13 protein-coding genes are annotated in these 14,015 nt (G+C 62.1%); 10 read left to right on the top strand and 3 right to left on the bottom strand.

All coding sequences use genetic code 11. The features are described from left to right. Positions 1–30: 30 nt before the first annotated feature. The 3 genes from BMZ23_RS05945 (at position 31) to BMZ23_RS05955 (ending at position 3,588) form a co-directional block, all read left to right on the top strand. Entirely contained in the window at positions 31–1,302 is a 1,272-nt protein-coding gene (locus tag BMZ23_RS05945) for a sensor domain-containing diguanylate cyclase (RefSeq protein WP_093474005.1), read from the top strand. Between the two features lie 231 nt (positions 1,303–1,533). Further along, a complete protein-coding gene (locus tag BMZ23_RS05950) occupies positions 1,534–1,800 on the top strand; it encodes a DUF4212 domain-containing protein (protein WP_093474008.1) in 267 nt (88 codons plus the stop codon). Positions 1,801–1,818: 18 nt separating this feature from the next. Further along, on the top strand, positions 1,819–3,588 hold the full coding sequence (locus BMZ23_RS05955) for a sodium:solute symporter family protein (RefSeq protein WP_093474010.1): 1,770 nt from the start codon (positions 1,819–1,821) through the stop codon (positions 3,586–3,588). 550 nt (positions 3,589–4,138) lie between these two features. On the opposite strand, the gene BMZ23_RS05960 is transcribed toward BMZ23_RS05955, so the two are convergent. From BMZ23_RS05960 to BMZ23_RS05970, 3 genes are all read right to left on the bottom strand, one after another. Next, the gene (locus tag BMZ23_RS05960; RefSeq protein WP_093474013.1) at positions 4,139–4,429 is read right to left on the bottom strand and encodes a GIY-YIG nuclease family protein; all 291 of its coding nucleotides are present in this window, start codon (positions 4,427–4,429) and stop codon (positions 4,139–4,141) included. A gap of 352 nt (positions 4,430–4,781) precedes the next feature. After that, entirely contained in the window at positions 4,782–5,543 is a 762-nt protein-coding gene (locus BMZ23_RS05965) for a UDP-2,3-diacylglucosamine diphosphatase (protein WP_093474016.1), read from the bottom strand. A 7-nt stretch (positions 5,544–5,550) separates the two neighbouring features. Beyond that, positions 5,551–6,045: a peptidylprolyl isomerase gene (locus BMZ23_RS05970; RefSeq protein ID WP_093474019.1), complete on the bottom strand. Its 495-nt coding sequence runs from the start codon at positions 6,043–6,045 to the stop codon at positions 5,551–5,553. A gap of 161 nt (positions 6,046–6,206) precedes the next feature. Between BMZ23_RS05970 and BMZ23_RS05975 the strand changes: the two genes are divergently transcribed. The 7 genes from BMZ23_RS05975 to BMZ23_RS06005 all read left to right on the top strand — a co-directional run bounded on the left by BMZ23_RS05975 (position 6,207) and on the right by BMZ23_RS06005 (position 13,927). Next, a complete protein-coding gene (locus BMZ23_RS05975) occupies positions 6,207–7,874 on the top strand; it encodes a glutamine--tRNA ligase/YqeY domain fusion protein (protein ID WP_093474022.1) in 1,668 nt (555 codons plus the stop codon). After that, a complete protein-coding gene (cysS, locus tag BMZ23_RS05980) occupies positions 7,874–9,259 on the top strand; it encodes a cysteine--tRNA ligase (RefSeq protein WP_093474025.1) in 1,386 nt (461 codons plus the stop codon). The genes BMZ23_RS05975 and cysS overlap by 1 nt, the downstream gene beginning before the upstream one ends. A gap of 1 nt (position 9,260) precedes the next feature. After that, positions 9,261–10,046 (top strand): SDR family NAD(P)-dependent oxidoreductase, encoded by a 786-nt coding sequence (locus BMZ23_RS05985; protein ID WP_093474272.1) that lies wholly within the window; start codon positions 9,261–9,263, stop codon positions 10,044–10,046. Between the two features lie 84 nt (positions 10,047–10,130). After that, on the top strand, positions 10,131–10,958 hold the full coding sequence (locus BMZ23_RS05990; RefSeq protein ID WP_093474028.1) for a metal-dependent hydrolase: 828 nt from the start codon (positions 10,131–10,133) through the stop codon (positions 10,956–10,958). Between the two features lie 92 nt (positions 10,959–11,050). Then, positions 11,051–12,178 carry an NAD(P) transhydrogenase subunit alpha gene (locus BMZ23_RS05995; protein WP_093474031.1) on the top strand — a complete coding sequence of 376 codons (1,128 nt, stop codon included), beginning with the start codon at positions 11,051–11,053 and terminating at the stop codon, positions 12,176–12,178. A gap of 3 nt (positions 12,179–12,181) precedes the next feature. After that, on the top strand, positions 12,182–12,499 hold the full coding sequence (locus tag BMZ23_RS06000) for an NAD(P) transhydrogenase subunit alpha part 2 (RefSeq protein WP_093474033.1): 318 nt from the start codon (positions 12,182–12,184) through the stop codon (positions 12,497–12,499). Positions 12,500–12,502: 3 nt separating this feature from the next. Next, positions 12,503–13,927 carry an NAD(P)(+) transhydrogenase (Re/Si-specific) subunit beta gene (locus BMZ23_RS06005; RefSeq protein ID WP_093474036.1) on the top strand — a complete coding sequence of 475 codons (1,425 nt, stop codon included), beginning with the start codon at positions 12,503–12,505 and terminating at the stop codon, positions 13,925–13,927. Positions 13,928–14,015 lie beyond the last annotated feature (88 nt).

The raw sequence follows: 14,015 nt of genomic DNA on the forward strand, positions 1-14,015 counted from the left end.
ACTTGAGCCAATCAACTCTGCGGAGTGCTGATGACCGACAGTCTCGACAAGGTGCTCTCGAGTGCCATGGCTCAGGCTTTTGTGCCTATGCTGGTGACCGATGCGGAGCTTTCTGCCGGCGGTCCCCACATAGTGTTTGTCAATCAGGCTTTCTGTGCCATGACCGGCTACAGCCAAAATGAACTGCTGGGGCAATCCCCGCGAGTGCTGCAGGGGGCTGATACTGATCCGCAGGTGCTTGAGCGTCTGCGTGGTTGTTTGCATCAAGGTGAGTACTTTCAGGGTACAGCAATCAACTATCGCAAGGATGGCAGCCCCTATTGGGTCGAGTGGAATATTTCGCCGGTACGTGATCAGCAGGGCAGGATCAGTCATTACGTATCGGTGCAGCAGGATATCAGTTCGCGCATACGCGCCGAGCGTGAGCGGGACCTGATGACGGCTGCACTGAATGCTACCGGCGCCTCGGTGATGATTACCGACGCCCAAGGGCTTATCAAACTGGTCAACCGGGCCTTTACCCGACTGACTGGCTACTTCCCTGATGAACTCATTGGCCAGACACCCGCACTGCTGAAATCCGGGCTGCACCCGCCGCGTTTTTATGCTGGGCTCTGGCAGGCGCTGATGCGCGGCGAGCCCTTTTCCGCGACCTTTGTCAACCGGCGACGGGACGGCAGCCTCTATCACGCGTCGCAAAGCATAGCGCCTATCACTAACGAGCAGGGATGTATTACCCACTTCGTCAGCATCTGCAAGGATGTCAGCGATATGGTACGGCGTGAACACCGTTTGCGTGAACAAGCCAACAGTGACCGTTTGACCGGATTGAGCAACCGGCATGCGGGTGAAGAGGCTTTGCATGCACTCTGGCAACAGGCGCAGTTAGAGAACGGTGAGACTTTTTCATTGATACTGGCAGATATCGACCACTTCAAATTACTGAATGACACCCATGGCCACCTGACTGGTGACCGCGTATTGCGTGCAGTTGCCCGCTGCCTGGCGGAGCATTCACGCAACGATGATATGGCGGTACGCTGGGGTGGTGAGGAGTTTCTGCTGCTGTTACCGGGCAGTGACCTGCATGCTGCACTGGCTTCGGCTGAGCGGCTGCGTATGGCTTGTCACCAGGTTGAAGATGAGCAGGCTGGTCATCCCAGTCTGTCGTTTGGTGTTGCCGAGGTGAGCGCGGGTGAAAGCATCGAGCAATTGATCGCGCGGGCCGATATGGCGCTATACAGCGCCAAGCAGTCCGGGCGCAATCAGGTGCGCGCGGCGGTGCAGGGGCTGGAGGACTGAGTCCCGACCGAAGCCCTGCGTGTAGCTGGCTTCCTAATACCTTGGTCGCATGCCGCGTTTTTTCGACAGATTGGGTGTTTTCTTTTTTTTGACTTAAATCAGTTGGTTGGAGCATTTTTAGTGCTTTTGAACGGCGCTCCCCTCTGCCTGTCCCTACCAAAGTCGTAATCCCCCAGTGACAACCCCGGTGCTACCGTGACTCTGCGATAACTACAACAAGCGGAGATGGTTATGTCACTTTCAAAAGAAGACGCTGCCCGCGGCTACTGGAGAGAAAACCTGAGATTCATGCTGATCCTTCTGGTCGTATGGTTCTCGGTGTCCTTCGGTGCCGGTGTTCTGTTCGTCGATGCCCTCGACAACATTCGGTTCTTCGGTTTCCCGTTGGGCTTCTGGTTTGCTCAGCAGGGCTCGATCTACACCTTCGTGGTGCTCATCTTCGTCTATGTGTGGAAGATGAACAGGCTCGATCGCAAATACGACTTCCACGAAGAATAAGGCGCGAGGAGCACTGCAATGGAAACCCAAACCCTGATCTATCTGTTTGTCGGCGCGACCTTCGCGCTGTACATCGGCATCGCCATCTGGTCGCGTGCCGGCAGTACCAGTGAGTACTACGTGGCCAGCAAGGGCGTTCACCCGATTGCCAATGGCATGGCCACTGGCGCCGACTGGATGTCGGCTGCATCCTTCATTTCCATGGCCGGTATCATTTCCTTTATCGGCCGGGACGGTGGTTACTACCTGATGGGCTGGACTGGCGGCTATGTACTGCTGGCCATGTGTCTGGCACCTTACCTGCGCAAGTTCGGCAAGTTCACCGTGCCGGAGTTCGTTGGTGAACGCTATTACTCGCAGACTGCGCGGGTGGTGGCAGTGATCTGTGTGATCTTCATTTCCTTCACCTACGTGGCAGGGCAGATGCGCGGCGTTGGCATCGTGTTCTCGCGTTACCTGGAAGTGGACATCAATACCGGCGTAGTGATCGGTATGGCCATCGTGTTCTTCTACGCCGTGCTGGGCGGCATGAAGGGCATCACCTACACCCAGGTGGCGCAGTATTGCGTGATGATCTTTGCCTACATGGTACCGGCCATCTACATTTCGCTGCTGATCACCGGCAACCCGATCCCGCAGCTGGGCTTTGGCTCAACCGATCCGGCCACCGGCCTGTCGGTACTGGAAAAGCTGGATGGCCTGGGCGCCGAACTGGGTTTTGCCCAGTACACCGATGGCAGCAAATCGACGATTGACGTGTTCTTTATCACCATGGCGCTGATGGTCGGTACCGCTGGTCTGCCGCACGTGATTGTACGCTTCTTCACCACCCCGACCGTGCGTGATGCGCGCAAGTCGGCCGGCTATGCACTGCTGTTTATCGCCATCCTCTACACCACTGCACCGGCTGTGGCTGCCTTTGCCCGTACCAACCTGCTGACCAGCATTCCCAATGTGTCGTTCAGTGAAGTGCCGGACTGGTTCAAGACCTGGGAAACCGCTGGTCTGGTGGCCTGGCAGGACAAGAATGGTGACGGCGTGATCCAGTACGCCCCGGGCGCACCCTTTGCCGGTGCCCCGAAATTCGCTGCCGAGCAGGGCGAGCATGGCGAGCGGGTAGTCACCAATGCTCCGACTGCCAATGCCAACGAGCTGTATGTGGATCGCGACATTATCGTGCTGGCCAACCCGGAAATCGCCAATCTGCCGGGCTGGGTGGTGGCATTGATTGCTGCCGGTGGTCTGGCGGCAGCACTGTCGACCGCGGCTGGCCTGTTGCTGGTAATTTCCACCTCGGTATCGCATGACCTGTTGAAGAGCAATATCGCGCCGAATATCAGCGAGAAACAGGAGTTGCTGGCGGCGCGACTGGCAGCGGGGGTAGCCATCGTGATTGCCGGCATCTTCGGCATCTATCCGCCGGCCTTCGTGGCGCAGGTGGTGGCCTTTGCCTTCGGTCTGGCAGCCGCCTCGTTCTTCCCGGTGATCGTGCTTGGCATCTTCTCCAAGCGCATGAACAAGGAAGGCGCGATTGCCGGCATGCTGGTCGGTCTGATCTTCACCTTCAGCTACATTGTGTTCTTCAAGTTCATCAGCCCCGAGCTGGATAATGCGGAACACTGGTGGTTCGGTGTCTCGCCGGAAGGCATCGGCACCCTCGGCATGATTTTCAACTTCATGGCGGCGATTCTGGTGTCCACCGTAACCAAGGCCCCGCCGGTGCATATCCAGCACCTGATTGAGGACATTCGTGTCCCGCGCGGAGCCGGCGCCGCTGTCGCCCACTAAGCGGCGGTCGCTGACAACCAACAACCCCGGCATTTGCCGGGGTTGTTGCGTTTGGACAACTGCAGATCCATGCCTGCGGAGACGATTAACCTGCCTCTCTCTCGTCATTCCTGCGCAAGCGTGAATCTATGCGATTACGTCATTCCTGTGCAGATCTGAATCCAGCCGGTCACGTCATTCCCGCGAAGGCGGGAATTCAGGGAGTGACGGGGCTGCACTGGATCCCCGCCTGCGCGGGGATGACGGGTGTGAATGGTGGCGGCGTCGGCGCTTGAGCCGGACTTTTACCCGCGGGGATGGCGGTTCCTCACAGGTATCTGCACTTTGCCTGCGATATGGATACCAGGCCTGAGAGGCTGAACGCTGCTTCTTACTGGTAATTCCCGCGCAGGCATGCACCCGTGCGATTACGTCATTCCTGCCCAGACATGCGCCCAGCCGGTCACGTCATTCCCGCCTGCGCGGGAATGACGGGTTTGTATGGTTGGCGGCATCAGTGCTTGAACTGAACTTTTGCCCGCGGGGATGGTGGTTGGCATGTCCTTTGGAATTATCGGCAAATATCTGCCCACAGGTCGCGCCAGTCCGGATTATGTTGCTCAATCAGCCGAAGCTTCCATTGCCGATTCCATTTCTTGATAGCCTTTTCGCGCTGGATTGCCGTTTCCATGTTTGTGTGGGGTTCAAACCACACCAGCATTTTCAGATCGTAGCGGCTGCTGAAGCCCTCGATGATGCCCTCCCGATGCTGCCAGACCCGTTGCGGCAGATTCGAGGTGACCCCGGTGTAGAGGGTACCGTTGCGCCTGTTGCTGATGATATATACGCAGGGCTGTTTCATTGGGCTGGTTTGGTTGAGGCTGAAGACTGGCTATAGGCTGGATTGGGCAGGCGGGGCAGAGTTGTTCTGGTTTCTGTGACGTCGTACGCATTTCTGCGCAGGTCTGAATCCATACATTCACGTCATTCCCGCGAAGGCGGGAATCCAGGGAGTGACGGGGCTGCACTGGATCCCCGCCTTCGCGGGGATGACGGTGGTGCGGTCGGCGAGTCGATGGGTTTACTTCGTGGATCCCTGTCTGCGCGGGAATGACGGGCATAAAAAGCCGCCATGTGGCGGGGGCTGGTGGATTCCCGTCTGTGCGGGGATGACCGGGTGTTTCTGGATTAGGCTGTGGGGATTCGGAGGCTGCTTAGGTCAGGGCTTCCGGGTAGCCTGGGTCGGGTGTGGCAAGCAGCGGCGTGGCCTGCTGCTGCAGTCCGTCGGCATCTGCCCAGAGTGCCCAGGCCTGCTTGTCCCAGTCGCCGAGAACCCAGCGTTCGGCGGGTTGGCCGTCGATCACCAGCGGGTGCCGGGCAGGGCGGTGGGTGTGGCCGTGGATCAGGCGCTTGACCTTGAATTTACGCATCATCTCGACCACCTTGCCGGGGTTGGCGTCGGTGATCTCGCTGGATTTCAGCCGGGTACGCTGGCTGCTTTCAGCGCGCAGCTTGCGACCGATGTTTTCCCGGGTGCGACGTGGCAGGTTGCGCAGGATCAGCCGGCTCAGCGGGTTGCGCAGCAGGCGGCGCATGCGCATGTAGTCGAGGTCATCAATGCACAGGCTGTCGCCGTGCATCAGCAGCGTCGGCTCGCCGTTCAGCCTGATCACGCAGGGATCGGGCAGCAGCTGGCAGCGCGCCTCGCGGCAAAAGCGCCGACCCAGCAGAAAGTCGCGGTTGCCATGCATGACAAAGGTCTTGCCACCGCGTTCGGCGCGGGCGGCGAGGGCAGCGATCACCTGTTGCGAGAGGCCGTCGGTGGCATCGTCACCCAGCCACACCTCGAAGAAATCGCCCAGGATATACAGGTGTTCGGCGCTGTCCGCCGGGCCTTCGAGCAGCTGCAAAAACGCCCGGGTAATATCCGGGCGTTGCTGTTCCAGGTGCAGGTCCGAAATGAACAGACTGCGCATCGGCGGCTTACTCGACCAGTTCGGCGCGCTCGATGATCACGTCGTCCGCCGGGACGTCCTGGTGGCCGGCGCGCATGGTGGTTTTCACGCCCTTGATCTTCTCGACCACGTCCATGCCGTCAGTGACCTGACCGAATACCGCGTAACCCCAGCCCTGCACGGTCGGTGCACTGTGGTTGAGGAAGTCATTGTCGGCGACGTTGATAAAGAACTGCGCGCTGGCCGAATGCGGCTCCATGGTACGAGCCATGGCGATGGTGCCGACCTTGTTCGACAGGCCGTTGTTGGCCTCGTTCTCGATCGAATCACGGGTGCTCTTCTGCTGCATGCCCGGCTCGAAACCGCCGCCCTGGATCATGAAGTTGCTGATCACCCGGTGGAAGATGGTGTTGTCGTAGTGGCCGTCACGGACGTACTGCTTGAAGTTCTCGACCGTCTTGGGCGCCTTGTCGGCGAACAGTTCCAGGGTAATGACGCCGAAGTTGGTGTGCAGCTTGACCATGTGGGGGTGTCCTCGATTGCTTCGCGAATAAATCGTCAGAGAGCCGCCGGGTGCATTCAGACCCCCGGCGGATTGCGCTATGATAAGCGCTTTTGGCCGCACTGGCCTAGACACAATCGGCGCGCCGCCCGTGCCCGCCCCTGTACAGAGTCGCATGCCCCATGAGCAAACCGGAAAGCACCACGCCCGCCCACTTCCTGCGCCAGATCGTGCAGGCCGACCTGGATGCCGGCAAGCACGCCCGTATCGTCACCCGTTTCCCGCCGGAGCCGAATGGCTACCTGCACATCGGGCATGCCAAGTCGATCTGTCTGAACTTCGGCCTTGCTGGGGAGTTTGGCGGTGACTGTCACCTGCGCTTTGACGACACCAACCCGACCAAGGAAGAGCAGGAATATATCGACGCGATCAAGCAGGACGTCGAGTGGCTGGGCTTTGAGTGGAGTGGTGCGGTGCGCCATGCCTCCGACTATTTCGAGCAGCTGCATGCCTGGGCCATCGAGCTGATCAAGGCCGGCAAGGCCTATGTCTGCGAGCTGACCCCGGAGCAGGCCCGCGAATACCGTGGCAGCCTGACCGAGCCGGGCAAGAACAGCCCGTTCCGCGAGCGCAGCGTTGAGGACAACCTCGACCAGTTTGCGCGGATGACCTCCGGCGAATTTGCCGATGGCGCCAAGGTGCTGCGCGCCAAGATCGACATGGCCGCGCCAAACATCAACCTGCGCGACCCGATCATCTACCGCATTCGCCATGCCCATCACCACCAGACCGGTGACACGTGGTGTGTGTACCCCAGCTATGACTTCACCCACGGCCAGTCGGACGCCATCGAGGGCATCACCCACTCGATCTGTACCCTGGAGTTCGAGGATCACCGGCCGCTGTATGAATGGTTCCTCGACAACCTGCCGGTGCCCTGCAAGCCGCGCCAGTACGAGTTTGCCCGGCTCAACCTGAACTACACGGTGACCAGCAAGCGCAAGCTCAAGCAACTGGTCGACGAAGGCCATGTGGACGGCTGGGATGACCCGCGCATGTCGACCATCAGCGCCTTCCGCCGGCGTGGCTATACCCCGGCCGCGATTCGCGAGTTCTGCGAGCGCATCGGCGTGACCCGCTCGGATGGCGTGGTGGATATGGGTGTGCTGGAGTTCTGCATCCGTGATGATCTGGATGCCAATGCGCCGCGCGCCATGTGCGTACTGCGCCCGCTGAAGGTGGTGATCAGCAACTACCCCGAAGGCCAGGTGGAAAACCTCGAATTGCCGCGCCATCCCAAGCAGGACATGGGCGTGCGCGTGCTGCCGTTCAGCCGCGAGATCTACATTGACCGTGACGACTTCATGATCGATCCGCCGAAGGGCTACAAGCGCCTGGAACCGGGCGGCGAAGTGCGCCTGCGTGGCAGCTATGTGATCCGTGCCGACGAGGCGATCACCGACGCCGACGGCAACATTGTCGAGCTGCGCTGCAGCTATGACCCGGACACCCTGGGCAAGAACCCCGAGGGCCGCAAGGTCAAGGGCGTGATCCACTGGGTGCCGGGTGCCGACAGCGTGGAATGCGAAGTACGCCTGTACGACCGTCTGTTCAAGACCGCCAACCCGGACAAGGGCGAAGAGGGCGGCAGCTTCCTCGACAACATCAACCCGGAATCGCTGGTGGTGCTGAGCGGTTGCCGCGCCGAGCCGTCGCTGGCCCAGGCCAGTCTGGACGAGCGCTTCCAGTTCGAGCGCGAAGGCTACTTCTGCCTGGACAGCAAGGACTCCAGCGCCGCGCGTCCGGTATTCAACCGCACCGTCACCCTGCGTGACTCCTGGGGGGGCTGATGGCACTGTCGATCTACAACACCCTGAGCAAGCAGAAGGCGCCGTTGCAGCCGCTGGAAGACAACCATGTGCGCATGTACGTGTGCGGCATGACCGTCTACGACTTCTGCCACATCGGCCATGCGCGGGTGATGGTGGCCTTCGACGTGGTGGCGCGCTGGCTGCGCCACAGTGGCTACCGGCTGACCTATATCCGCAATATCACCGACATTGACGACAAGATCATCAAGCGCGCCAACGAGAATGGCGAGAGCTTCCAGGCGCTGACCGGGCGCATGATCGACGCCATGCACGAGGACGAGCGCCGGTTGGCGGTACTGCCGCCGGATCAGGAACCGCGCGCCAGCGAGCATATCGCCGGCATGCACGCAATGATCCAGACGCTGATCGACAAGGGCTACGCCTACGCACCGGGCAACGGTGACGTGTATTACCGGGTCGGCAAGTTCGAGGGCTACGGCAAGCTGTCGCGGCGCAGGATCGAAGACCTGAAGATTGGCGCACGCATCGAGGTCGACGAGGCCAAGGAAGACCCGCTGGACTTCGTCCTGTGGAAGGGCGTGAAGCCCGGCGAGCCGAGCTGGGCCTCACCCTGGGGTGACGGTCGTCCCGGCTGGCATATCGAATGCTCGGTGATGTCCACCTGCTGCCTCGGCGACACCTTTGATATCCACGGCGGCGGCCCGGATCTGGTGTTCCCGCACCATGAAAACGAGATCGCCCAGAGCGAGGCGGCCACCGGCAAGCCCTACGCCATGGCCTGGATGCACGCCGGCGCGGTGCGCGTGGATGGCGAGAAAATGTCCAAGAGCCTGGGCAACTTCTTCACCATTCGCGAGGTGCTGGAGAAGTATCACCCGGAGGTGGTGCGCTACCTGCTGGTGTCCAGTCACTACCGCAGCGCGATCAACTATTCCGAGGACAACCTCAAGGAATCCAAGGCAGCGCTGGAGCGTTTTTACAACGCACTCAAAGGGTTGCCGGAGGTTGCTGCAGCCGGCGGTGAGGAGTTTGTTGCGCGTTTTGGCGCGGCGATGGACGACGACTTCAATACCCCGGAAGCCTGCGCAGTGCTGTTCGACATGGCCCGCGAGGTCAACCGGCTGAAGGACAGCGACATCCAGGCAGCGGCTGCCCTGGCGGCGCGCCTGCGCGAGCTGGCCGGGCTGCTCGGCGTGCTGCAACTGGATGCCGAGGCGTTTTTGCAGGCCGGCGCCGCCGGCAAGGTCGATGCCGCTGAAGTCGAGGCGCTGATTCAGGCGCGCCTGCAGGCCCGTGCCGAGAAGAACTGGGGCGAATCCGACCGCATCCGCGACCAGCTGACCGCCATGGGCGTGGTGCTGGAGGATGGCAAGGGTGGCACCAGCTGGCGGCTGGCCGACTGACATGCCACATTCGATCTCCGATGTGCGCGGCCGGGTCGCGCTGATAACCGGGGCCGGCAGCGCCGAGGGTATCGGCTTTGCCACCGCGCGCCTGCTGTATCTGGCCGGCGCCAGCGTGGTGCTGACCTCGACCACCAACCGCATCTTCGAGCGCCAGCGCGAGCTGGACCCCGAGGGCGTGCGGTGCATGGCGCACGTCGCCGACCTGACCCACCCGGAGCAGGTCGCCGAGCTGGTTGAGGCGGTAATCCAGCGCTATGGTCGCATCGACATACTGGTGAACAACGCCGGCATGAGCCAGACCGGCCAGGAAACCCCGCCGGCGCAGTTGTTCCACCAGATTCCCTTTGCCCAGTGGCAGCGCGATATCGACCTCAACCTGAATACCTGCGTGCACGTCAGCCAGGCGGTGTTGCCACATATGCTGGCTGCCGGCTTCGGGCGGGTGGTGAATATCGCCTCGGTCACCGGGCCGCTGGTGACCTTCCCCGGCACCGCCGCCTACAGCGCCGCGAAATCGGCGATGGTCGGCCTGACCCGGGCGATTGCCCATGAGGTGGCCGGGCAGGGGATTACCGTAAACGCCGTAGCCCCCGGCTGGATTGCCACCCGCTCCAGCGCCCCGGAGGAACTGGAAGCCGCCCGCCAGACCCCGGTCGGCCGCCCCGGCACCCCCGAGGAAATCGCCCGCGTCGCGCTGTTCCTCGCCAGCCCCGGCTGCAGCTACCTGACCGGCCAGATGCTGGTCGCCGACGGCGGCAACAGCCTGCAGGAAATCAAGGGCTGACCGGTCCGCTTTAACCAGCGCCACAACTGTTCTAGGATGCACGGGCTACCAATAATAAATGCCATCAGGCAAACGAGGCCCGTCATGCAGTCGCTCACCCCGGACAACCTCGACATCCGCCCGCGCCGGCTGGATGTCGCCACACCCGACCCGCTGCCGCGCTGGTGGCTGGGCAATGACCCGTTTCGCAGCCACTTCTTCAACGCCATGTCGGTGCTGTTCCCGGATGGCGAGCAGTTCTTTATCGACTCGGTGCGCCACTACCGCGAGCAAGTCAAGGATCCCGAACTGCAGCAGCAGATCCGTGGCTTTATCGGTCAGGAAGCCCACCACAGTCGCGAACATATCGACTACAACAACCGGCTGCGCGACCTCGGCTATGACATCGATGCGCTGGAACGCCCGGTAAAACAGCGCATCCGCTTCGTTAACAAAAAATTCCCGCCCGAGCGCCGGCTGGCGGCTACCGTGGCGATGGAGCATTTCACCGCGATCATGGCCGATGCCGTGCTGCGTGACCCGCAGTGGCTGGCCGATGCCACCCCGGAAATGCGCCGCCTGTGGCGCTGGCATGCGCTGGAGGAAACCGAGCACAAGGCGGTGGCCTTTGATGTATTCATGCAGGTGTGTGGCGACCGCAAGATGCTGCGCAAGGCCATGCGCCTGTCCACCTGGTTCTTCCTCAAGGACGTCACCCGCGGCACCCTGCACATGCTGCGCCGCGACGGTCAGCTGAGTTTTGCGGTGTGGTGGGGTGGCATGCGCTGGCTGTGGGGACGGGGCGGCTTCTTTCGCCAGTTGTTCGGCGCTTATCGCGACTTTTTCCGCGAGGATTTCCACCCATGGCAGCACGACAACCGCGTGCTGATGCAGCAGGTGGCCGACGAATACAGCACCACGCTGGTGCGTTGAGGGCATTGACCAGCCTTTGACGCCGTTTCGCCGACTGCCATGCCTGGGCTATGCTTGTGCTCACAACAACAAGCACGCTGCGAGGCATGTCCATGGCTGTCCACCTGTTCGTCCCCCGCGAGACCCGGCTGCACGAGAAACGTGTGGCGCTGGTGCCCGCCGTCGTCGCCAAGCTGGAGAAGCTCGGCATCCACTGTACCCTGCAACCCGGCGCCGGCGAGCATGCGCGCATTCCCGACAGCCTGTACCAGCAGGCCGGGGTGCAGATCGGCCTGGCCGACTCGGAACGGACCCGGCTGTTCTTCCGCGTACAGCCGCCGAGCCTGGAAGACATCGAACAGATCCCCGCCGGCAGCGTGCTCTGCTGCTTTGTCTATGCCCATCGCGAACCGGCCATTGTGCGCGCCCTGCGTGACCGGCAGATCACCTGTCTGGCGATGGAGCTGGTACCACGCATCACCCGTGCCCAGGCGATGGATGCACTGTCGTCGCAGGCCGCGCTGGCCGGTTACTACGCAGCGCTGTTGGCCGCCACCAGCCTCAACCGCATCCTGCCGATGATGACCACGGCGGTCGGCTCGCTGCGCCCGGCACGCATTCTGGTGATGGGCGCCGGGGTGGCCGGCTTGCAGGCACTGGCCACCGCCCGCCGGCTCGGCGCCATGACCGAGGGCTACGACGTGCGCCCGGAGGTGAAGGAGCAGGTGGAATCGGTTGGCGCCAAATTTGTCGATACCGGCGTCAGCGCCAGTGGTCTGGGTGGCTACGCCCGCGAACTGACCGCCGAGGAGCAGGCGCGGGTGGCCGAGGTGCTGACCCGGCATATCCAGCAGGCCGATGCGGTGATCACCACCGCCGCGATTCCCGGCCGGCCCAGCCCGAAAATCATCAGCGAAGCACAGATCATGGGCATGAAGGCCGGCGCGGTGATTATCGACCTGGCCGCCGAGGGCGGCGGTAACACCCCGCTGACCCAGCCCGGCGACACCGTGGAAGTCGGCCCGGCGACCATAGTGGCGCCGCTGAACATTCCCAGTCACCTGGCCGAACACGCCTCGGAACTCTATGCGCGCAACCTGCTGGCGCTGGCGCCGTTGCTGGTCCGGGACGGCGAACTGGCACCGGACTGGGAGGATGAAATCCTCGCCGGCGCACTGCTGACCCATGAAGGTCGGATCATCAACGACACGGCACGCAAGGCCGTGGAAACGGGGGAATAAGCCATGGAACCGACAACCGTAATCACCGGCTTCGTTGCCCTGTACATCTTCATGCTGGCGGCCTTTACCGGGTATGAAATCATCGCCCGGGTACCGGCGATCCTGCACACCCCGCTGATGTCCGGCTCCAACTTTATCCACGGCATCGTGGTGGTCGGCGCCATGTGGGCACTGCTGAATGCCGGCTCGCCGCTGGAACAGGTGATCGGCTTCTTTGGCGTACTGCTCGGCGCCGGCAACGCCGCCGGCGGCTATGTGGTGACCGAACGCATGCTGGAGATGTTCAAGCCCAGCAAGCAAAAATCGGCGGACAAGGAGTAAGCCATGGATACCCAGTTCATCATCGACGCGGCCTACTTTATTGCCGCACTGCTGTTTATCTACGGCCTCAAGCGCATGTCCAGCCCGGTCACCGCCCGTTCCGGCATTCTGGTTGCCGGCTGGGGCATGGCGCTTGCGGTCGTGGTGGCCTTCCTCTACGGCTTTGACGTCAACGAGCGCGCACAACCCTACCTGACCATGAACATCATCCTGGTGCTGGTTGCCCTTGGGGTCGGGGTCGGCTGGGCCTGGTACAGCGGCAAAAAGGTCGCGATGACCGACATGCCGCAGATGGTCGCCCTGTACAACGGCATGGGTGGCGGTGCCGCCGCCGCGATTGCCGCCATCGAACTCTACTCCGGCAATGCCCAGTCGCACGGACTGGTGGTCAGTGTGCTGGCAGTCCTTGGCGGGCTGATTGGCGCGGTGGCGCTGTCCGGTTCGCTGGTGGCCTGGGCCAAGCTGGATGGCCGGCTGAATCGCACCCTGCGTCTGCCGATGCAGCAACTGATCAACGCCGTGCTGTTCTTCGGCACCCTGGCCACCGGTGCGGCGATCATCAGCGCAGCGGTCGGCGGTGCGGCCACACCGATGCTGCTGATCACCGTGTTCTTCCTGTTGTCGCTGGCGCTGGGGGTGATGATGACCACCCCGATTGGCGGCGCCGACATGCCAGTGGTGATCTCGCTGTATAACGCCTTCACCGGTCTGGCAGTGGCCTTTGAAGGCTTTGTGCTGCAGAACCCGGCGATGATTATCGCCGGCACCGTGGTCGGCTCCGCCGGCACTCTGCTGACGCTGATGATGGCCAAGGCGATGAACCGCTCGGTAGCCAACGTGCTGTTCAGCCAGTTCGGCGACAGCAGCGACGGTGGCGAGGAGGGCATCGAAGGCAGCATGAAGGCCATCGACCCCAGCGATGCGGCCATCTCGATGTTCTACGCCAGCCGGGTGATTATCGTACCGGGTTACGGCCTGGCGGTGGCCCAGGCCCAGCACAAGCTGTATGAGTTTGTGAAGCTGCTGCAGAAGCAGGGCGTGGACGTGCGCTTTGCCATTCACCCGGTAGCCGGCCGCATGCCCGGACACATGAACGTGCTGCTGGCCGAGGCGGGCGTACCCTACGACATTATCTTCGACCTGGAAGACATCAACGAAGAGTTCGCCCAGACCGACGTGGCCATCGTCATCGGCGCCAACGACGTGGTCAACCCGGCCGCCCGCCACCGCAAGTCCAGCCCGATCTACGGCATGCCGATCCTCAACGTTGACCAGGCGCAGCAGGCCTACGTGGTCAAGCGCGGCCAGGGCAAGGGCTACTCCGGGGTGGAAAACGAACTGTTCTTCCTCGACAACACCTCAATGGTCTACGGTGATGCGCAGAAAGTCATGGTGCAGATGATCGAAGCGGTCAAGTCACTGGGCTAGGGCAGGGCAGGGCGGGGCTGGCCCAGCCAGCCCCGATAAGTGGCAACAGCCTGTTCCACCACACCACCAGCTATCCCGTCCGCTGGTG

Origin of the sequence: Halopseudomonas yangmingensis (assembly GCF_900114825.1) — a bacterium.
Classification (GTDB): domain Bacteria; phylum Pseudomonadota; class Gammaproteobacteria; order Pseudomonadales; family Pseudomonadaceae; genus Halopseudomonas; species Halopseudomonas yangmingensis.

Excerpts from the sequence above, each read along its gene's own strand:
- BMZ23_RS05945 (WP_093474005.1), top strand. The coding sequence starts at position 31 with ATGACCGACAGTCTCGACAAGGTGCTCTCGAGTGCCATGGCTCAGGCT.
- BMZ23_RS05950 (WP_093474008.1), top strand. The coding sequence starts at position 1,534 with ATGTCACTTTCAAAAGAAGACGCTGCCCGCGGCTACTGGAGAGAAAAC.
- BMZ23_RS05955 (WP_093474010.1), top strand. The coding sequence starts at position 1,819 with ATGGAAACCCAAACCCTGATCTATCTGTTTGTCGGCGCGACCTTCGCG.
- BMZ23_RS05960 (WP_093474013.1), bottom strand. The coding sequence starts at position 4,429 with ATGAAACAGCCCTGCGTATATATCATCAGCAACAGGCGCAACGGTACC.
- BMZ23_RS05965 (WP_093474016.1), bottom strand. The coding sequence starts at position 5,543 with ATGCGCAGTCTGTTCATTTCGGACCTGCACCTGGAACAGCAACGCCCG.
- BMZ23_RS05970 (WP_093474019.1), bottom strand. The coding sequence starts at position 6,045 with ATGGTCAAGCTGCACACCAACTTCGGCGTCATTACCCTGGAACTGTTC.
- BMZ23_RS05975 (WP_093474022.1), top strand. The coding sequence starts at position 6,207 with ATGAGCAAACCGGAAAGCACCACGCCCGCCCACTTCCTGCGCCAGATC.
- cysS (WP_093474025.1), top strand. The coding sequence starts at position 7,874 with ATGGCACTGTCGATCTACAACACCCTGAGCAAGCAGAAGGCGCCGTTG.
- BMZ23_RS05985 (WP_093474272.1), top strand. The coding sequence starts at position 9,261 with ATGCCACATTCGATCTCCGATGTGCGCGGCCGGGTCGCGCTGATAACC.
- BMZ23_RS05990 (WP_093474028.1), top strand. The coding sequence starts at position 10,131 with ATGCAGTCGCTCACCCCGGACAACCTCGACATCCGCCCGCGCCGGCTG.
- BMZ23_RS05995 (WP_093474031.1), top strand. The coding sequence starts at position 11,051 with ATGGCTGTCCACCTGTTCGTCCCCCGCGAGACCCGGCTGCACGAGAAA.
- BMZ23_RS06000 (WP_093474033.1), top strand. The coding sequence starts at position 12,182 with ATGGAACCGACAACCGTAATCACCGGCTTCGTTGCCCTGTACATCTTC.
- BMZ23_RS06005 (WP_093474036.1), top strand. The coding sequence starts at position 12,503 with ATGGATACCCAGTTCATCATCGACGCGGCCTACTTTATTGCCGCACTG.